This is a genomic window from Rhodobium gokarnense (assembly GCF_025961475.1).
GTDB classification, from domain to species: Bacteria; Pseudomonadota; Alphaproteobacteria; order Rhizobiales; family Rhodobiaceae; genus Rhodobium; species Rhodobium gokarnense.
The window spans coordinates 212,545-231,791 of sequence record NZ_JAOQNS010000006.1 but is presented as its reverse complement, the minus strand read 5'-3'; the positions used below and the strand labels follow the sequence as shown (position 1 = coordinate 231,791).

16 protein-coding genes and 1 pseudogene are annotated in these 19,247 nt (G+C 67.6%); 7 read left to right on the top strand and 10 right to left on the bottom strand.

What is annotated here, in order from left to right; genetic code table 11:
• Positions 1-66 precede the first annotated feature (66 nt).
• A complete protein-coding gene (ctaD, locus tag M2319_RS12610) occupies positions 67-1,662 on the bottom strand; it encodes a cytochrome c oxidase subunit I (RefSeq protein WP_264601810.1) in 1,596 nt (531 codons plus the stop codon).
• Positions 1,663-1,737: 75 nt separating this feature from the next.
• The gene (coxB, locus tag M2319_RS12605; RefSeq protein ID WP_264601900.1) at positions 1,738-2,622 is read right to left on the bottom strand and encodes a cytochrome c oxidase subunit II; all 885 of its coding nucleotides are present in this window, start codon (positions 2,620-2,622) and stop codon (positions 1,738-1,740) included.
• A gap of 545 nt (positions 2,623-3,167) precedes the next feature.
• Here coxB and M2319_RS12600 point away from each other — a divergent pair.
• The 4 genes from M2319_RS12600 (at position 3,168) to M2319_RS12585 (ending at position 8,376) form a co-directional block, all read left to right on the top strand.
• Positions 3,168-3,614 (top strand): invasion associated locus B family protein, encoded by a 447-nt coding sequence (locus M2319_RS12600; protein ID WP_264601899.1) that lies wholly within the window; start codon positions 3,168-3,170, stop codon positions 3,612-3,614.
• A 379-nt stretch (positions 3,615-3,993) separates the two neighbouring features.
• On the top strand, positions 3,994-4,944 hold the full coding sequence (locus tag M2319_RS12595) for a LysR substrate-binding domain-containing protein (protein ID WP_264601809.1): 951 nt from the start codon (positions 3,994-3,996) through the stop codon (positions 4,942-4,944).
• A gap of 61 nt (positions 4,945-5,005) precedes the next feature.
• On the top strand, positions 5,006-6,430 hold the full coding sequence (gene tldD, locus M2319_RS12590; RefSeq protein ID WP_264601808.1) for a metalloprotease TldD: 1,425 nt from the start codon (positions 5,006-5,008) through the stop codon (positions 6,428-6,430).
• Positions 6,431-6,561: 131 nt separating this feature from the next.
• Positions 6,562-8,376 carry a monovalent cation:proton antiporter-2 (CPA2) family protein gene (locus tag M2319_RS12585; protein ID WP_264601807.1) on the top strand — a complete coding sequence of 605 codons (1,815 nt, stop codon included), beginning with the start codon at positions 6,562-6,564 and terminating at the stop codon, positions 8,374-8,376.
• Between the two features lie 6 nt (positions 8,377-8,382).
• On the opposite strand, the gene M2319_RS12580 is transcribed toward M2319_RS12585, so the two are convergent.
• The 4 genes from M2319_RS12580 to purD all read right to left on the bottom strand — a co-directional run bounded on the left by M2319_RS12580 (position 8,383) and on the right by purD (position 12,824).
• A complete protein-coding gene (locus M2319_RS12580; protein ID WP_264601806.1) occupies positions 8,383-9,273 on the bottom strand; it encodes a patatin-like phospholipase family protein in 891 nt (296 codons plus the stop codon).
• A gap of 58 nt (positions 9,274-9,331) precedes the next feature.
• Entirely contained in the window at positions 9,332-10,417 is a 1,086-nt protein-coding gene (locus M2319_RS12575) for a phosphotransferase family protein (RefSeq protein WP_264601805.1), read from the bottom strand.
• A gap of 3 nt (positions 10,418-10,420) precedes the next feature.
• The gene (locus M2319_RS12570; protein ID WP_264601804.1) at positions 10,421-11,329 is read right to left on the bottom strand and encodes an alpha/beta fold hydrolase; all 909 of its coding nucleotides are present in this window, start codon (positions 11,327-11,329) and stop codon (positions 10,421-10,423) included.
• Between the two features lie 112 nt (positions 11,330-11,441).
• Complete coding sequence (gene purD / locus M2319_RS12565; protein WP_264601803.1) at positions 11,442-12,824, bottom strand: phosphoribosylamine--glycine ligase; 1,383 nt, start codon at positions 12,822-12,824, stop codon at positions 11,442-11,444.
• 191 nt (positions 12,825-13,015) lie between these two features.
• On the opposite strand from purD, the gene ubiA reads away from it, so the two are divergent.
• Entirely contained in the window at positions 13,016-13,951 is a 936-nt protein-coding gene (gene ubiA / locus M2319_RS12560) for a 4-hydroxybenzoate octaprenyltransferase (protein WP_264601802.1), read from the top strand.
• 379 nt (positions 13,952-14,330) lie between these two features.
• Here ubiA and rsmD read toward each other — a convergent pair whose 3' ends face one another.
• Positions 14,331-14,894, bottom strand: coding sequence for a 16S rRNA (guanine(966)-N(2))-methyltransferase RsmD (gene rsmD, locus M2319_RS12555; RefSeq protein WP_264601801.1), 564 nt, complete (start codon positions 14,892-14,894; stop codon positions 14,331-14,333).
• Positions 14,895-15,170: 276 nt separating this feature from the next.
• Positions 15,171-15,954: pseudogene (locus M2319_RS12550) on the bottom strand (pseudouridine synthase); the annotation flags it as partial.
• A 55-nt stretch (positions 15,955-16,009) separates the two neighbouring features.
• On the opposite strand from M2319_RS12550, the gene M2319_RS12545 reads away from it, so the two are divergent.
• Both M2319_RS12545 and M2319_RS12540 read left to right on the top strand, forming a co-directional pair.
• A complete protein-coding gene (locus M2319_RS12545) occupies positions 16,010-16,465 on the top strand; it encodes a nucleoside deaminase (RefSeq protein WP_264601800.1) in 456 nt (151 codons plus the stop codon).
• 63 nt (positions 16,466-16,528) lie between these two features.
• Entirely contained in the window at positions 16,529-16,744 is a 216-nt protein-coding gene (locus M2319_RS12540; RefSeq protein ID WP_264601898.1) for a DUF2093 domain-containing protein, read from the top strand.
• A 164-nt stretch (positions 16,745-16,908) separates the two neighbouring features.
• On the opposite strand, the gene lpxK is transcribed toward M2319_RS12540, so the two are convergent.
• A complete protein-coding gene (gene lpxK, locus M2319_RS12535; protein WP_264601799.1) occupies positions 16,909-17,946 on the bottom strand; it encodes a tetraacyldisaccharide 4'-kinase in 1,038 nt (345 codons plus the stop codon).
• The gene (locus M2319_RS12530) at positions 17,943-19,241 is read right to left on the bottom strand and encodes a 3-deoxy-D-manno-octulosonic acid transferase (RefSeq protein WP_264601798.1); all 1,299 of its coding nucleotides are present in this window, start codon (positions 19,239-19,241) and stop codon (positions 17,943-17,945) included. Before M2319_RS12530 ends, lpxK begins: the two co-directional genes overlap by 4 nt.
• Positions 19,242-19,247 lie beyond the last annotated feature (6 nt).

Below are 19,247 nucleotides of genomic sequence, written 5' to 3'. Positions count from 1 at the left end.
CGGGGAACGGGCCGGCGCGGGCGGCTTCCCATCGGGATCGCCCGCGCCGGATGTCTCTGGTGCCGCCTATTTGATGCGCGGCAGGGTCTCGAACTGGTGGAACGGCGGCGGCGAGGACAGGGTCCACTCCAGCGTCGTCGCGCCCTCGCCCCAGGGATTGTTGCCGGCCGGCACCTTCTTGGAGAACGCCATGAAGACGCCGAACAGGAAGACGATGACGCCGGCAAAGGAGACATAGGCGCCCATGGAGGAGACGAAGTTCCAGCCGGCATAGGCGTCCGGATAGTCGACGTAGCGCCGCGGCATGCCCTGCAGGCCGAGGAAATGCTGCGGGAAGAAGATCAGGTTGACGCCGACGAAGGTCAGCCAGAAATGCAGCTTGCCGATGGTCTCGTTGTACATGTAGCCGAACATCTTCGGGAACCAGTAGTACCAGCCGGCGAAGATGCCGAAGGTCGCGCCCATGGACATGGTGTAGTGGAAGTGGGCGACCACGTAGTAGGTGTCGTGCATCGACCGGTCGAGGCCGGCATTGGCGAGCTGGACGCCGGTGACGCCACCGATGGTGAACAGGAAGATCATGCCGATCGCCCACAGCATGGGCGTCCTGAGCGAGATCGACCCGCCCCACATGGTGGCGATCCAGGAGAACACCTTGATGCCCGTCGGCACCGCGATGACCATCGTCGCGAAGACGAAATAGGCCTGGGTGTCGACGTCGAGACCGACCGTGTACATGTGGTGGGCCCAGACGATGAAGCCGACGACGCCGATGGCGACCATGGCATAGGCCATGCCGATATAGCCGAAGATGGGCTTGCGCGAGAAGGTCGAGATGATGTGGCTGATCAGGCCGAAGGCCGGCAGGATCAGGATGTAGACCTCCGGGTGGCCGAAGAACCAGAACAGGTGCTGGAACAGGATCGGGTCGCCGCCACCGGCGGCATCGAAGAAGGCGGTGCCGAAGTTGCGGTCGGTGAGGAGCATGGTGATGGCGCCGGCCAGCACCGGCAGGGCCAGCAGGAGCAGGAACGCGGTCACCAGCACGGACCAGGCAAACAGCGGCATCTTGTGCAGCGTCATGCCGGGCGCGCGCATGTTGAAGATGGTGGTGATGAAGTTGATGGCGCCAAGGATCGAGGAGGCGCCGGCGACGTGCAGCGCCAGGATCGCGAAGTCGACGGCCGGGCCGGGACTGCCGGAGGTCGACAGCGGCGCGTAGATCGTCCAGCCGGTGCCGGCACCTGAGGCGCCGGAAAGCGAGCCGGGCACGAACATCGACAGGATCAGCAGCGTCAGCGCCGGCGGCAGCAGCCAGAACGAGATGTTGTTCATGCGCGGGAAGGCCATGTCCGGGGCGCCGATCATGATCGGCACGAACCAGTTGGCAAAGCCGCCCATCAGCGCCGGCATGACCATGAAGAAGACCATGATCAGGCCGTGGCCGGAGACGAAAACGTTGAAGGTATGCGGATCGCCGAAGATCTGCATCCCCGGCTCCTGCAGTTCCATGCGCATGACGACGGACAGGAGCCCGCCGACGACACCGGCCACGATCGAGAAGATCAGGTACATCGTGCCGATGTCTTTGTGGTTGGTCGAGTATACGTAGCGCTGCCATCCGGTGGGATGATCGTGCGCCTCTGCTGCCGCACCCGCCATTGAAGTTTCCCCTTTTGAGTCTCGGGCCGCCCGGCGCGGGGCCGACGCGGCCGACTATGCGTTACGGGCCCGCGCCTAGCGCTTGGCCACGTCGATTGCCTTCCTGTCGGCCTTGATGGAGGCCATCAGCCCCTTGTAGGCCGCGTCGATGTCATCCTTGGCGGCCGCGGACCAGGTGGCGAACTGCTCCTCGGTCACGGCCCGCACCGAAATCGGCATGAAGGCGTGGCGCGAGCCGCACAGCTCCGAACACTGGCCGAAATAGACGCCCGGCCGCTCGGCCTGGAACCAGGTCTCGTTGAGGCGTCCCGGCACGGCGTCGACCTTGACGCCGAAGGCCGGCACGGCGAAGGAGTGGATGACGTCGGCGGCGGTCACCTGGACGCGGACGACCTTGCCGACCGGAACGATGACCTGGTTGTCGACGGCGAGAAGCCGCGGCACGTCGCGCTCCGTCAGGCCCTGCTTTTCGATGCGCTCGGCCCGTTCGTCGTCGGCCAGCATGATGGAATCGAAGGACAGGCCGTCATAGCCGTCGTCTGTGTACTCAAAGCCCCAGTACCACTGGTAGCCCGTCGCCTTGATGGTCAGGTCCGCCTCCGGCACCTCCAGCTCCTTGTAGAGCAGGCGGAAGGAGGGAACGGCGATGGCGACCAGGATCAGGATCGGCACCAGCGTCCAGACCACCTCCAGCATGGTGTGGTGCGAGCGCTTGGACGGCGTCGGATTGGCGCTGGCGTTGAATTTGATGATGACGAGCACCATCAGCACGGCGACCAGCAGCGTCACGCCGACGGCGATGTACAGGGTGAAGGCGTTGAACCAGTGAATGTCTTCCATCACCGGGGTCGCGGCGTCCTGCATGCTGATGCCCCAGGGCACCGGCTGGTCGGCCAGAGCCGCGCCGATAAATCCGGTGAGCGCGGCGAATGCCGCAAGGACATGCGCGGCGAGACGCATCGTCGGTTTGATCACGTCGTTGCCCCCTTCCCTTCTCGTTGTTCTTGGGCGCCGGTCCTGCCGTCGTCCGTGAGCCTGCCTCGGGACCGCCCGCCGTTCCGGGCATAAAGCCTCTGCGTCAATCGGTCCTGCTAAAGTGGTTCTAGCTTTAATTTGATGTGGATCAAAAACTCAAGTCCAACTTACGTACATTCATTTTTTTGAATTTATCCCGGTGCACAAACGGTTTGCAAGCCCAATCGCGGCAAGTTGACGCAGGCTCTTACGACATGAAAAATCGCATCTATCGGGATCGCTGCCGTCTCACCGCCGCAAATCGATGAAATAGGGGCCGGGCCGTGAATTTCGGCGTTTTGCACCGCCCTGCCGTGGGTCGTCCCGCTTTGGGCTGGCGAAATGACAGCGATTCGGGCACAGATGGGACGGGCGCCGCTGTCGGCGCCCGGGTTTGGTACAGGTTTTCGGACGGGCGGGAGAACGACGTGGTGTTCTTGCGATATGTTGCGCGCCTTGCGGCGGGAGTGGCTTTGGTGACCGGTCTGGCGATGGCGCCGGCGGCCGGCCAGGGCCAGGTGCGGTCCCAGCACGGCGACTGGCAGATCCGGTGCGACACGCCGCCGGGCGCCAAGGCCGAGCAGTGCGCGCTGATCCAGAACGTGACGGCCGAGGACCGCGAGAATGTGGGCCTCTCCGTCATCGTCCTGAAGACCGCCGACCAGAAGGCCCAGCTCCTGCGCATCCTCGCCCCGCTCGGCCTGCTGTTGCCGCACGGCCTCGGGCTCAGGATCGACGACGAGGAAATCGGCCGCGTCCAGTTCATGCGCTGCCTGCCGAATGGCTGCATCGCCGAGGTCACCCTCAACGAGGACCTCCTGAAGAAGCTGGAGACCGGCACGACCGCCACCTTCATCATCTTCGAAACCATCGAGGAAGGCATCGGCATCCCGATCTCCCTCGCGGGCTTCAAGGAAGGCTACGACGCGCTGCCATAAGCGGCCGTCCCTCTCCTCTCATTCCCGCTCATACCGGCGGCATCGGCGGCGGCTGATGCCACGGATCGTTGGCGCTTGCGTTGATTCGGGCCCCTGCCCCCCGGCGCGGCCGCACGCAGTCCGTGAGCCCCAGGTCGCGGGCAAGGGCGGGGGACAGGTCGCGCGGATCGAGGCGACGTCGCGGCCCCCCGACCACCACCGAGAAAACCTGAAAAACGGCAAGGAGGGAGCGCAGCCGGCCGCGGCCGGCAAACGGGTTCTGGCCCATGGCGGAACGCCTCATGCATCAACAGGATGCGGCCATCATCCCACGCCGTGCTTGCTTTTCCAGTTTGAATTCGGCCCTAATGCATAAACAGGGCTTATCCATGGGACGCCGATGAAGGACCGTCGCCTGCCGCCGCTGCCTGCCCTTCGCGCGTTCGAGGCCGCCGCCCGGCACCTTAGCTTCACCCGCGCGGCAAACGAGCTCGGCATGACCCAGGCCGCCGTCAGCTATCAGGTGCGGCTGCTGGAGGAAAAGCTGGGCGTGCCGCTGTTCCTGAGGCGGCCGCGCAAGGTGACGCTGACCGATGCCGGATCGCGGCTTGCCGGGCGCGCCGGCGAGGCCTTCGACATTCTCGCCGAGGCGGTCTCGGACATTGCCGAACGGGCCGACGAGACGCTCGTCATCTCCTGCAACACGACCTTTGCGACGACCTGGCTCGGCAATCATATCGGCGACTTCCAGATGAAGCACCCGGCGCTTGCCGTGCGCCTCATCCCCTACAATTTCAACCGGGCCTTCGGCGAGGACGACGTCGACGTGGCGATCGTCGCCGGCACGACCGTCGAGCCCGGCCTCACCGGCCACCTCCTCGTCAGCGCTGCATTCACACCGATGCTGCATCCCGGGCTCGCCGCGGCCGCCGGGGGCATCGCCCGGCCGGCCGATCTTCTGAAGCTGCCGATCATCGGTTCGGACGATCCCTGGTGGAGGCAATGGTTCGCCGCGGCCGGCATCGACAATCCCGACCTCGGCCACAACCCCGTCGCCGAAATGGGTGCCCAGATGCTGGAGGCGCACCGCGCCATCGCCGGCCAGGGCGTCGCCATCCTGACGCCGTTCTTCTATCGCGAGGCGATCGCCCGGGGCGACCTCATCCAGCCCTTCGAGCTCCAGCACGACAATGGCGAGGCCTGGCGCCTGGTCTATCCGGCACGACACCGTAACCAGCGCAAGATCCGGCTGTTTCGCGACTGGCTGCTGCCGCAGATGCCGGCGGCCTCGTCCCCTCCGGCACCGGCTTTTGCGGCGACAGGCGGTGACAGGCGGGGCGCAACGCCCTAAATCTCTATCGACTTTCCAGGATATGCGGCGCCCCTCCCGGCGCCGACGAGGAGCCTCTTTGATGACAGAACCGACCAGCGACGACCTCATCCGCGCTGCCGGCCTCGACACCGACCGGGTCACGGCGATCGCCGCCGATGCCCTTTCCGGCGCCGACGACGGCGAGCTGTTCTTCGAATACAGCCAGTCCGAGGCGCTGATGTTCGACAATGGGCGGCTGAAGTCGGCGAGCTACAACACCGCGCAAGGGTTCGGCCTTAGGGCCGTCGCCGACGAGGCCGTCGGCTATGCCCATTCCGATGAACTGTCCGAGGCGTCCCTGAAGCGCGCCGCCGACGCCGTCCAGGCGGTCAAGCGCGGCTATGCCGGCACCTATGCCGCCCCGCCGGCGCGCACCAACCGCTCGCTCTACGGCGATGCCAACCCGCTCGACGGGCCGGTGTTCGAGGAAAAGGTCAAGCTCCTGCAGACCATCGACGCCTATGCCCGCGACCGCGATCCGCGGGTGCGCCAGGTGACCGTCTCCATGGCCGGCTCGCACCAGATCGTCGACATCCTCAGGGCCGACGGCGCCCGGGTCCGCGACGTGCGCCCGCTGGTCCGCCTCAACGTTTCCATCGTCGTCGGCGACGGCGACCGCCAGGAGGCCGGCAGCCACGGCACCGGCGGGCGGGAAGCATTCTCCCGCTTCATCACAGAGGACTCCTGGCAGTTTTGCGCCGACGAGGCCCTGCGCCAGGCACTCGTCAATCTCGATGCGGTGCCGGCCCCGGCCGGCAGCTTCGATGTCGTGCTCGGCCCCGGCTGGCCCGGCATCCTCCTGCACGAGGCGGTCGGCCACGGGCTTGAGGGCGACTTCAACCGCAAGGACCAGTCGGCCTTTGCCGGCCTCCTCGGCCAGCGCGTCGCCTCTCCGGGCGTCACCGTCATCGACGACGGCACCATTGCCGACCGGCGAGGCTCGCTCACCGTCGACGACGAGGGCACGCCGACCGAGCGCACCGTTCTCATCGAGGACGGCATCCTCAAGGGCTACATGCAGGACCGCCAGAACGCCCGGCTGATGGGCGTCAAGCCGACCGGCAACGGGCGGCGCCAGTCCTTTGCCCACGTTCCCATGCCGCGCATGACCAACACCTACATGCTTGCCGGCGAACACGACCCGGCGGAAATCCTCGCCTCGGTCAAGGACGGCATCTATGCCGTCTCCTTCGGCGGCGGCCAGGTCGACATCACCTCGGGCAAGTTCGTGTTCTCCTGCACCGAGGCCTACCGGATCGAGAACGGCAAGGTCGGCGCCCCGGTCAAGGGCGCGATGCTGATCGGCAACGGCCCGGATGCGCTGACCCGTGTGCCGATGATCGGCAACGACATGGCGCTCGATCCGGGCATCGGCACCTGCGGCAAGGCCGGTCAGGGCGTTCCCGTCGGCGTCGGCCAGCCGACGCTGAGGATCGATGCGATGACCGTCGGCGGCACCGGGTAGTCCCGCCAGGCGTCCCCCGCGGCCTTTAAGGGGCCATCCTGTCGCAGCCTTTTTTCGCCTTGCGGACCGGCGCGGCGAGACGATACCACTTGGCCGCGATAGCCGATTCATTTCGACGGGAACGGGACGCCGTGGAATCGACGTCACAATTCACCCATGTGCTGGTGCTGCTGGCGGCAGCGGTCATTGCCGTGCCGATCTTCAAGCGGCTGGGGCTTTCCTCCATCCTCGGCTATCTCGCCGCCGGCATCGCCGTCGGCCCGAGCGGGTTCCGGATCTTCACCGATCCTGCGGAAATCCTGCACACGGCCGAACTCGGCGTCGTCTTCCTCCTGTTCGTCATCGGGCTGGAGCTGAAACCCTCGCTCTTGTGGTCGATGCGCCGCGACATCTTCGGCCTCGGCACATTGCAGGTGGTGGTGACCGGCGCGATCCTGACGGGCGCGGCGCTCGCCGGCTTCGGCTTCGACCTATCCGCGGCCCTTATCGCCGGCTTCGGCCTGGCGCTGTCGTCGACCGCCTATGGCGTGCAGACGCTGGAGGAACGGGCCGAACTCAACACGGGCTACGGCAAGCGGGCGTTTTCCATCCTGTTGCTGCAGGACCTTGCCATCGTCCCGCTCCTGACCCTCGTCTCGGTGCTGGCGCCGTTCGGCGAGCCGCGCAACCTGACCACCGGCCTCGTCAGTGCGGCTGCGGCCGGTGCGGCACTCCTCGCCATCGTCGTCGCCGGGCGCTATTTCATCAATCCGCTGTTCCGCACCCTTGCCCATGCGCGGGCCCGCGAGATCATGACGGCGGCCGCCCTCCTCGTCGTCATCGGCGCGGCCTGGCTGATGGAGGGGGTCGGCTTTTCCATGGCGCTTGGCGCCTTCCTTGCCGGCGTCCTCTTGGCCGAATCGTCCTTCCGGCACGAGCTGGAAGCCGACATCGAGCCGTTCCGCGGCCTCCTCCTCGGCCTCTTCTTCCTCGCCATCGGCATGTCCATCGACCTTGCCGTCATCGTCCGCAACTGGACGACCATCGCCGGCGCCGTCGTTGCCCTCCTTGCCGTCAAGACGGTGCTTCTCTACGGCCTGACCCGGGCCTTCGGCGCCTCCCACAATGAGGCGGTGCGGGTCGCGGTGCTGCTACCGCAAGGCGGCGAGTTCGGCTTCGTGCTGTTTTCGACGGCCGCCGCGGCACAGGTCATGCGGGTTTCCGACACCACCATGCTGGCCGCAATCGTCGCCATCTCCATGGCGCTGACGCCGGTCGTCGGGCTTGCCTCCAGGCGGCTCCTGCGTGCCCCGCGGCGCGAGGAACTGAAGGAGGATTTCGCCGGCGCCCGCGGCACGGTCTTCATCGTCGGCTTCGGCCGCTTCGGCCAGATCGTCTCGCAGGTGCTGCTCGCCCGCGGCATCGACGTCACCATCATCGACAACGACCCGGCGCGCCTGAAGGCCGCCGCCCGCTTCGGCTTCCACATCTACTACGGCGACGGCATCCGGCTCGACGTGCTGCGCGCGGCAGGCGCCGCCAAGGCCGAGGTCATCGCGGTCTGCACCGCAAGGCGCTCGGCCGACAGGATCGTCAGCATCGTGCGGTCCGAATTCCCCCTCGCCAAGCTCTATGTGCGCTCAGAGGACCGCATGCATTCGCTGGAACTGCGCCGCAAGGACGTCACCTACGAGCAGCGCGAGACGCTGGAATCGGCGCTTGCCTTCGGGCGGGAGGCACTGGTGGAACTCGGCGTCGACAACAGCGAGGCCGACGAGGTGGTGGACAGCGTGCGCCGGCTCGACGCGGAACGTCTGGTGCTGCAGGAGACCGACGGCATCCAGGCCGGCAACGACCTCGTCTTCCGCAAGCGCGTGGTGCCGCACCCGCTGACAAAACCCCACCGGGAGAGCCAGGCGCTCAGCGAGGAGACCCGGGCGGTCGCATCCGACGACAAGGACGGTTGACGAAGCTCACGCCTCCGTCCGTTCTTCTTCGGCCGGATCGAGGGTCTTTTGCAGCGTTGCACCATGCTGCCAGGCATCGATGGCGCGGGACAAGTCGTGCTTCAGCGTCTCGCGCAGCGGTGCCGTCGCCCGCATGATCTCCGCGGTCTTTAAAAAATCGAGCACCCGGAAGGCGTTGATGTCGGGGCGCACGAGGATATCCGGCCGGCGCAGCTTCAGTTTCTCGCGCAGGATCGAGTGCATCAGCAGTTGGGTGGCGCCGAAGATCGATTCCGTGGCGTTCGGCAGGCCCCCATGGTCGCCGGGCTCCGGGCCGCCGACGACGTCGACGGCAACGACGATGTCGACGTCTTCCGGCAGGGTGTCGAAGGGCAGCGGATTGATGACGCCGCCGTCGACCATGATCCGTCCGTCCAGCACCACCGGCTTGAAGATGACCGGAATGGCGATGGAGGCGGCAACCGCCGGCAGCAACGGACCGGACCGGATATCCGCCTCGCACCAGCCGTAGAAATCGGCGGCGACGATGGTGAGCGGGGTCTTCAACTCCTCAAAAGTCAGCGCGATGGTGTCTGGCAGGAACATCTGCGTCACCCGCTCGGCATCGAAACGGGCGATGCCGCGATTGCCGAACAGCTCCGACAGGCCCTTGGGGCGCACCTTCCAGAGCCGGCCGAGGACGTCGGCGCGGTTGGCGAAGGTGGCGGTGGCGAATTCGCGAATTTCCGCGCCGGTCATGCCGCTGGCATAGCCCGCCCCGATCATCGCGCCGATGGAAGCGCCGGAGATCGCCGTCGGGCGGATGCCGAGGTCGTCGAAGGCCTCAAGGACGGCGATATGGGCCATGCCTCTCGCACCGCCGCCGCCAAGGGCAAGCCCCACTTTCGGGGTCGTCATTGTTTTTTTCCTTTCGTCAGACCGGACCCCAACACGCGGGACCGTCAGGCCCTGCCTGTCAGGCCCCTGCCCGCTCGGCATAGTGCCAGGCGGCCTCGGCCAGCGGGCGGACCTGTGCGGCCATGCGCGCCGCCTCCGGGTTGGCGGCGGTGCCGTCACGGACGCGGCCGATGATGCCCTGGAAGATCGCCGCCAGCCGGAAGAAGTTGTAGGCGAAGTGAAAGTCCAGATCGGCGCGCACGCCGAGGCCGGTCCGCTCCTCATAGATCGCCAGATAGGTATCCAGCGCCGGGATTCCGAGGGCTTCGAGGTTTTCGCCTTGAAGGGTGCCGACGCCGGCGCCGGTGTCCGAGGCCGGCATCACCCATTGCATGGCGTGGTAGGCGACGTCGGCGACGGGATCGCCGAGGGTCGCCAGTTCCCAGTCGAGCACGGCCTCGATGTTCGGGCCGGCGGCGGAGACGATGAGGTTGTCGAGGCGATAGTCGCCATGGACGAGGCGGGTCGGATTTTCCGGCGGCAGGTTGTCCGGCAGCCAGTCAACCAGTCGGTCCATCTCCGGGATCTCCTCGGTCGTCGACAGGCGGTACTGCTGGGACCAGCGGGCGATCTGGCGGGCGACATAGCCGCCCTTGTGGCCGAAATCGCCAAGGCCGAGGGCGTCGGGATCGAGGGCGTGCAGTTCGGCCAGCGTCCGGTTCATGGTGTCGTAGACCGCCGCCCGTTCCACCGGGTCGGAGCCGGGCATCGCCGGCTCCCAGAAGATGCGGCCGCGGACCTCGTCCATGAGGTAGAACATGGAGCCGATGACGCTCTCGTCGCGGCAGAGGACGCGGGCGGTCGCCACCGGAAAACCGACGCTGCCGAGCGCCGAAATCACCCGGTATTCCCGGTCGACGGCATGGGCCGACGGCAACAGGTCGCCGGGCGGCTTGCGGCGCAGCACGTAGTTCTTTTCCGGCGTCTTCAGAAGGAAGGTCGGGTTCGACTGGCCGCCCCGGAACTGCTGCAGTTCGACCGGGCCCCTGAAGCCGGCAACGGCGGTTTCCAGCCAGCGCTCCAACCGGGCGACGTCGATCGCCAGATCCTCGTCGACGGGCCTTGTGCCGGAAAAGGCCTGTTGGCGATCGAGCCGGTCGGGCACCGCTCAGCACTCCCCTTTCAGGAAGGGCAGCAGCGCGGCAAGCGTCTCTTCCGGCGCCTCCTCGGCGACGAAATGGCCGCTATCGACGGCGGTTCCGTCGACGTCCTCGGCCCAGCGGCGCCAGACTTCGAGCGGCGAGGGTCCGGCGGGCGCGAGGCCGCCGCCGCCCCAGATGGCACAGAGCGGTACCCCGATCCGGCGCCCGGCCTCGACGTCGGCGGTGTCCAGCTCCATGTCGATGCCGGCGCCGGCCCGGTAGTCCTCGCAGGCCGCATGGACGCGGGCCGGATCGGTGAAGAGACGGCGATAACGGTCGAGCGCCCGCGGGTCGAAGGCGGAAAGGTCCCTAGCCTTGGTCCAGCTTGCGATCGTGTGGTCGAGATAACGCTCCGGTTCGCCGGAAATCAGCATTTCCGGCAGGGGCTCCGGCTGGGCGAGGAACAGCCAGTGGTACATCGACAGCCCGTAGGCCATGTTCATGCGCTGCCAGTACTCATAGGTCGGCAGGATGTCGAGGACGGCGACGCGCTCGAGGCGTTCGGGCTGGTCGAAGGCGAGCCGGTAGGCGACGCGGGCACCGCGGTCGTGACCGGCGATCCGGAAGCGCTCGTGGCCGAGGCCGGCCATCAGGGCGACGACGTCGCTCGCCATGGTGCGCTTGGAATAGGCCGCGTGGTCGCCTCCGCCGCGCGGGGCATCGCTGTCGCCGTAGCCGCGCAAATCCGGAATCACCAGCGTGAAATGCTCGCTGAGCGCCGGGGCCAGGCGATGCCACATCACGTGGCACTGGGGATAGCCGTGGAGGAGGACGAGCGGCGGGCCGTCGCCGCCGATCCGGCAGTGGAACTCCACGCCGTTGGCGGCGCGGCGCTCCGTCGCAAAGCCCGGAAATAGATCGTCGCTGCCGGTCATGGCCGATTCTCCGCCGCGGGGTAGGACGCAGCGAAGTGTGGCCAGCGGCGACGTCCTTGGCAAGACGGGCGGCGGCGCCGAAGCGGCTTTGAAAACTTCTAAAAAACGGCCGTCAGGCGGTCGTCTTGCCGTCTCCCTCGGGTCTGGAGTCGCCGTCGCCGACAGGGGCCGCCGAGGCCCCGGCAGGTGTTTCTTCCTGCGTTTCCTGCGGCGTTTCCGGGCCGCTTTCGGCCTCCTCGCGGGCGATCGCCTGCCAGCCGATATCGCGGCGGCAGAAGCCGTTCGGCCAGTCGATGGCATCGACCGCCTGATAGGCGCGCTGCTGGGCCGCCTTCACGGTTTTTCCGAGCGCCGTGACATTGAGGACACGCCCGCCGGTGGCCAGCAGCCGGTCGCCGTCCATCGCCGTGCCGGCATGGGTGACGGTGACGTCCGCCATCGCCGCGGCGGCCTCGACATTGGCGATCTCGGTGCGCTTTTCGTAAGACCCCGGATAGCCCTTGGAGGCCATGACCACGGTGAGCGCCGTCTCCGGGCGCCAGGAAAGCTCGGTCGCCTCCAGCGTGCCCTCGGCGCAGGCAAAGAGCAGCGGCAGCAGATCATCGTTCAGCCGCGCCATCAGCACCTGGCATTCCGGATCGCCGAAGCGGACGTTGTATTCGATCAGCTTGGGACCGTCCTTTGTCAGCATCAGCCCGGCATAGAGGACGCCGCGATAGGTGATGCCCTTTTCTGCCAGCGCCTTCACCGTCGGCTCGATGATCTCGCGCATGGTGCGGGCGACGAGATCCGGGGTCATCGCCGGCGCCGGCGAATAGGCGCCCATGCCGCCGGTGTTCGGCCCCGTGTCGCCGTCGCCGACGCGCTTGTGGTCCTGTGCGGTCGCCAGCGGCACCACGGTCTTGCCGTCCGTCAGCGCAAAGAAGCTCGCCTCCTCGCCGACCATGCATTCCTCGATGACGACGCCGCCCTCCATGCCGCCCTCGAAGCAGGCGTCGACGGCGGCCACCGCCTCGGCCGAAGTTTCGGCCACCACCACGCCCTTGCCGGCGGCGAGCCCGTCGGCCTTGACGACGATCGGCGTGCCGATCACCGAAAGGTAGAGCTTGGCCGCCGACGGATCGTCGTAGCGGCGGTAGCGGGCGGTCGGGATGCGGGCGCGGTCGCAGACCTCCTTGGTGAAGGCCTTGGAGCCTTCCAGCCGGGCGGCCTCTTTGGTCGGCCCGAAGGCCTTGATGCCGGCGGCATCGAGGTCATCGACGAGGCCGGCGACGAGCGGGGCTTCGGGTCCGACGACGACGAGGCCGATCTCCTTGTCGCGGCAAAAAGCGATGACGGCGTCGTGGTCGTCCACATTCAACGCCACGCATTCGGCGACGTCGGCCATGCCGGCATTTCCCGGCGCGGCAAAAAGCGTGTCGCACATCGGCGAGCGGGCAATTGTCACGGCCAGCGCATGTTCGCGGCCGCCGCTGCCGATCAGCAGAACATTCATGTCGGTGCAATTCCTTTGAACGACGATTCCGGACAGATCGCTTAGCATGTCGCGCCCTCAAGGCAAATGAAGGGCACCGCGACCGCAAACCGCATGGCCGAGCGGCTGCGCTTCGGTGTCGCATTGCAGCAAGGGCTTTTCGCCGGGGCCGTTGGGCCGTAAGAAGGGGCGTTCAGAAAGGACGGGCCACCATGAGCGAACTGACCGGAATGGTCACCGATGCGGTTTCCGGCAACTGGGTCGACCGGCGCGCGCCGGCCTGGCTGAAGCCCTATGGCCGGCTGGCGCGCTGGGACCGGCCGATCGGCTGGTGGCTCCTGATGTGGCCGTGCTGGTGGTCGGCGGCGCTCGCCGCCGGGCATGCAGGAACGCCGTTTCCCGATCCCTGGCACCTGTTCCTGTTCATGGTCGGGGCGATCGCCATGCGCGGCGCCGGCTGTACCTATAACGACCTGGTCGATGAAAACATCGACAGCCGGGTGGAACGCACGCGCACGCGGCCGATCCCGAGCGGCCAGGTCACCCGCAACCAGGCCCGCATCTTCATGGTGCTGCAGTCGCTGGTCGGGCTCGCCGTCCTCGTCCAGTTCAACCGATTCTCCATCGGCCTCGGCATCGCGTCGCTCGCCATCGTCGCCGCCTATCCGTTCATGAAGCGGGTGACCGACTGGCCGCAGTCCGTCCTCGGGCTGTCCTTTTCCTGGGGCGCGCTGATGGGCTGGGCCGCCGTTTTCGGCCACCTCGACTGGGCACCGGTGGCGCTCTATTTCGCCGGCTTCTTCTGGACCATCGGCTACGACACCATCTACGCCCACCAGGACAAGGAGGACGATGCCCTCGTCGGCGTGCGCTCCACGGCGCTGCTGTTTGCCGACCGGACCCTGCAATGGGTGAGCGGGCTCTATCTCGCTGCCGTCTTCTGCGTCGCGCTGGCGCTCTGGCTCGCCGGTGCCGGGCCCTTCGCCTATCTCGGCCTTCTCGCCGTCATGGTCCATCTCGGCTGGCAGCTCGCGCGCCTCGACATCAACGATTCGGCCCGCTGCCTCGCCCTCTTCCGCTCCAACCGGGATACGGGCTGGCTCTTGTTCGGCGGCTTGGTGCTCGACAGCCTTGCGCGGAATCTTTGAGCGCTGATTGTTGGGCGGGGCCTTGCAACAAATAAGGCCGTCACCCCGGACTTGACCCTGCCTCTGCGCCATCATCATTGGCCCTGAGATATGCAAACGACTCCGAAAAGGACTGGATTGCTTCGCTGCGCTCGCAATGACGATGATCATTTCAGCGTCATTGCGAGGAGGCCGAAAGGCCGACGTGGCAATCCATCGGGCCGAGTCGCAAATATCACGCTAACAGTTTGAAATCAAAGGCCCTATGGATTTCCGGATCAAGCCCGGCAATGACCCCTGAGGGGGGACACGTAGGAGACCTCGCAACGGGCATACCGTGTTGACAGGGACAATGGGTCCCGGCTCTGCGCTGCGCTCCGGCCGGGATGACGACGGAGGGTTACTGAGCTTCCTCGACACTCAAGAACAGTAACTGCGTGTCGCCGCTTTCGCGCTTTTCCAGCAGCGAAAAGCCCTCCGGGAGCACGATCTCGCTGCGCCGGTCCTCCTCCAGAACGAAGATGGCCCCAGGCCGCGCCCAGCCGCCCTCGCGGACCGAGGAAAGCGCCTTTTCGCCAAGACCCTTGCCGTAGGGCGGATCGAGGAAGACGATGTCGAAGGGCATCATCGGGCTGCACTTGCCGAGGCGGGTCGCGTCGCGGCGGTAGAGCTTGGCAAGGCCGGTGGCGCCGAGCGTTTCCATGTTGGTGCGGATGGCGGCGCGGGCGTCCGGCCCCTCCTCCACGAAGAGGACAAAGCGCGCGCCGCGCGACAGGGCTTCCAGGCCGAGCGCACCGGAGCCAGCGAAGAGGTCGAGGACGCGGGCGCCGTCGAGCGGGTCGTCATAGCCGTGGGCGAGGACGTTGAAGAGGCTTTCGCGCAGGCGATCCGTCGTCGGCCGGGTCGCACGGCCGCGCGGGGCGGCAATCGCCGCACCCTTGAACCGTCCCGCCACGATCCTCATCGGGCGGTTCTCACGGCTTCGGCCGGCGGCCGGACGGGCGTCCGGAGGGTTTCGCGGCGCCGCCGGCGGCGGGCTTGCCCGAGGGCTTGCCGGCCGTGCGGACCGGTGGCTTGCCGGGCCGAAGCGTCCGGTTGCGGTCGCGCTTGTCGGGGACGTCGTCGACGTCGACCATGCCCCGGCGCCGGCGCGGCTTTTTCGGTTGCGGCTTGGCGGTTGCGGCATCTTTCTTCGCCGGCTTCTTCGGCGCGGGCTTCTTCTCGCCCGCCTCCTCGGCGAAGGGCGTGTCGAAATCGGCGCCGGCCTCCACCGCGAGCCGGTGGCCGAGCTGGTCGCGCAGTACCCGGCCGCGGATCTCGCGCACCTCGCCGTCGGCGAGGTCGCCAAGCTGGAACGGGCCGTAGGAGACCCGGATCAGCCGGTTGACGGCGAGCCCGAGCGCTTCCAGCACCCGCTTGACCTCGCGGTTCTTGCCTTCCCTTAACGCAAGAGTCAGCCAGGCATTCTCGCCCTGCTCGCGGTCGAGCGTTGCCTCGATCGCCCCGTAGAGAATGCCGTCGACGGCAAACCCGTCGGCGAGCCTGTCGAGATCGGCCTGCGTGATCGAGCCGTAGGCGCGCACCCGGTAGCGGCGCAGCCAGCCGGTCGCCGGCAGTTCCAGCACCCGGGCAAGGCCGCCGTCATTGGTGAGCAGCAGCAGGCCCTCGGTGTTGATGTCGAGGCGGCCGACGCTCATGACGCGCGGCATCTCCGCCGGCAGTTTTTCAAAGACGGTCGGCCGGCCTTCCGGATCGCGGTTGGTGGTGACGAGGCCGCGCGGCTTGTGGAACAGCCACAGCCGCGTGCGCTCGCGCTTCGGCAGCGGCTTGCCGTCGACGAGGACGTCGTCCCTTGGGCCGACCGTCGTTGCCGGGGTCGTCAGCACCTTGCCGTTAAGCGACACCCGGCCCTCGGCGATCCATCTTTCCGCGTCGCGGCGCGAGCAGAGCCCGGCGCGCGCCATCACCTTGGCGATGCGTTCGGCCTTCGGCGCGGGGCCGGCTGATTTTGTCTGGGTCTTCATGGTGGTGGCGTGATAGCAGGAAAGCGAAAGCCATGCGAAGCGGAAACGACGCGCGATGACCAGCGAAACGTCCCTGCCGATGACCGCGGCGCTGGAAGAGGCCCGGGCGGCAGCCGCGCGCGGCGAGGTGCCGGTCGGTGCCGTCATCGTCAAGGACGGGACGATCGTCGCCCGCGCCGGCAACCGGACGCTCCAGGACCGCGACCCGACAGCGCATGCCGAGCTGCTGGCCATCCGTACGGCAGCGGCGAGCCTTGGCACCGAGCGGCTCATCGGCTGCGACCTCTATGTCACGCTGGAGCCCTGCGCCATGTGCGCGGCGGCGATCTCGTTCGCCCGCATCCGCCGGCTCTATTTCGGCGCCGGCGACCCGAAAATGGGCGCGGTGGAGCACGGGCCCCGGTTCTTCTCCCAGGTCACCTGCCACCACGCCCCGGAGGTCTATTCCGGCATCGCCGAGACGGAGGCCGCAGAGCTTCTCAAAGCCTTCTTTCGCGACCGCAGAAATTGAGGGACTGGCGATTCCCGCGCGAAACGCCTATTTTGCTCCTCAAGCACCCGAACCTTTGGAGCCCTGATGAACCGCTACGAAGCGCCGCGTCCGGCGAGCGAAGCCAAGATCCGCTATCTCGATGCAGACTTCCAGGTCCTGCAGCCGGGCAGCTATGTGCGCTGCGCCGTCACCGGCCAGCCGATCCCGCTCGACGAACTGCGCTACTGGAGCGTCGAGCGCCAGGAAGCCTATGTGGACGCCGCAGCCTCGCTGAAGCGTCACCTGGAAACGCGCTGAGGCGCGCGCCACCAAGTCAGCCACTGTCATTGCGAGCGCAGCGAAGCAATCCAGGGCCACACGCTCCGAGCGTACCGCTCTGGATCGCCGCGTCGCATTCCCAGGCTCGCGTCACGCGCCGCTCCCCGTCCTTCGGACCCTCGCGATGACGGACATGTTCGGTCTTATTTGACCTTTGCCCAGCCCTTCTTGGCGTTTCGGGCGGTGTGGTTGGCAAGCGCCGCCAGCACCAGCGCCTTCGGCGCCTCATCGACAAAATCGATCGAGACCTTCAGGAGGCGTGCCGCCTCGCAAAGGCGCTGGACGGCGCCAGACCCTGCCTGCATGCGGGCGTGGTCCTTTTCCGTCGTCACCAGTTCCCGCCCTTCGCTCGATGCCCGAGAAAGCAGCTTTGCGGCCTCCGCATCGGTGAAGACGTGGTGGTCGGAAAAGGGAGCGCCGGCGACATCGGCGCCGCAGGCCGTCAGGCTTTCGAAGAATTTTTCCGGCCGGCCGATGCCGGCAAAGGCGAGGACGCGCTTGCCTTCGAACTCCGCGCCGTTCTGAGGCGCCAGCACGGCCGCATGCAGCGGGATGCCATAGTCCGCGGCGATCGCACGGAGGCCGGCGTCCACCGGTCCCTCGCCGACGGCGATGATGGCGTCCGCGAACTGGAGCTGGGTGTCGAGCGGCGCGCGCAAGGGGCCGGCGGGAAAGACCAGGCCGTTGCCGATGCCGGCCGCCGCGTCGACGACGACGAAGCTGAGGGTCTTTGCCAGAGAGTGATTCTGGAAGCCGTCGTCCATGACGAGGACGTCGGCGCCGGCCTCAATGGCAGTCGCGGCCCCCGCCACCCGGTCACCGCCGACGACCACCGGCGCAATCGTCGCCAGAAGCAGCGCCTCGTCGCCGATATGGGCGGCCGTATGCACCGCCGGATCGGCCAGCACCGGGCCCTTCAGCCGGCCGCCATAGCCGCGGGTCAGCACGGCCGGCTTTTTCCCCGCCTCCAGCAGCATGCGCACCACGGCGATCGCCACCGGCGTCTTGCCGGCGCCGCCCATGGTGAAATTGCCGACGCAGATGACCGGCACCTCGGAGCGCAGCCGCGGCCGCTTGTACATGCGGTGGCCGGCAATGGCGCCGTAAAGGACGGAGAGCGGCCAGAGGGCGCGGGAGGCAAGGCTGTCCTTCTGCCACCAGAACTCCGGCGCCCGGTTCATTTCGCCGCCTCCCCCCAATGGACAAGGCAAGGCTTCAGGGCCGCATAGGTCTTTTCGAGCGCGCCACGGCCTTCGGCGACGATCGCCTCGGCCTTTTCGCCCATCTCGCGGGCGACATCGGGATTGTCGAGGAGATGGCCGACGGCGCGGATCAGCCCTTCGCCATCGGCCACAGGGGCCATGGCGCCGGCGTGGTCGAGCTCGCGATAGACGTCGGCGAAGCTCGACAGGTGCGGCCCGGCGACCAGCGCCACCTTCAACTGGGCCGGCTCGATCGGATTGTGGCCGCCGAACGGGATCATCGAGCCGCCAACGAAAGCGACGGGCGCCAGGCGATAGAACAGCCCCAACTCGCCGATGGTGTCGGCGATGTAGACGTCGGTCTCCGGCCCGATCGCCGCCCCTTGCGCGCGGCGCGCAACGGTCAGGCCGCGCTCGGCAAGCGCTGCGGCGATTTCCGGGCCGCGGCGCGGATGGCGCGGCACCAGCAGCGTGAGGAGGCCGGGACGGTCGGGCGCCAGGGTTTCGTGGACGGCGGCAACGGCATCGTCCTCGCCGGCATGGGTGCTCGCCGCGACCCAGACCGGCCGGCCGCCGATCTGCCCTGCAAGATCCGCCTCCGCAGCGGCATCGGACGGCAGCGTCTCACTGTCGAATTTCAGGTTGCCCGTCACCACCACATCGGCAAGGCCGAGGTCGCGGAAGCGCTCCGCGTCGCGCTCAGTCTGGGCGAGGCAGCGGTCGACGAGGCCGAAGACGGTGCCGGCGAGCGCCGGGCGCTTCTTCCAGCGCGACCAGGAGCGGCGCGACAGCCGGCCGTTGACGATGCCGACAGGAACGTCCCGCGCCGCCAGTTCCGAAAGCGTCGCCGGCCACAGCTCCGATTCCACGAAGAACGCCGCCTGGGGCCGCCAGGTGTCGAGGAAGCGGCGCACGGCCGGCACCACGTCGAACGGGACATATTGGTGGATGGCGCCGGTGGGCAGCCGCTTGTCGGCGATCTTGGCCGAGGTCACGGTCGCCGTCGTCAGCAGCACGGCGACGTCGTCGGCAACGAAGCGCTCGACCAGCGGCAGGACGGCGTTGGTCTCGCCGACGCTGGCCGCATGGACCCAGACCAGCGGGCCCGCCGGGCGTGTCAGAGAGGCCCGACCGTAGCGCTCGCCGCTGCGCGCCGGGTCCTCCTTGGCCTTGCGGTTGCGCCAGGCGAGCAGCAGGTGGAGGAACGGCGTCGCCGCGCGGCCGAGGCCGCGATAGAACACCATTGCCGGCGAAAACCGTGTCGGAGCCGCCATCATGCC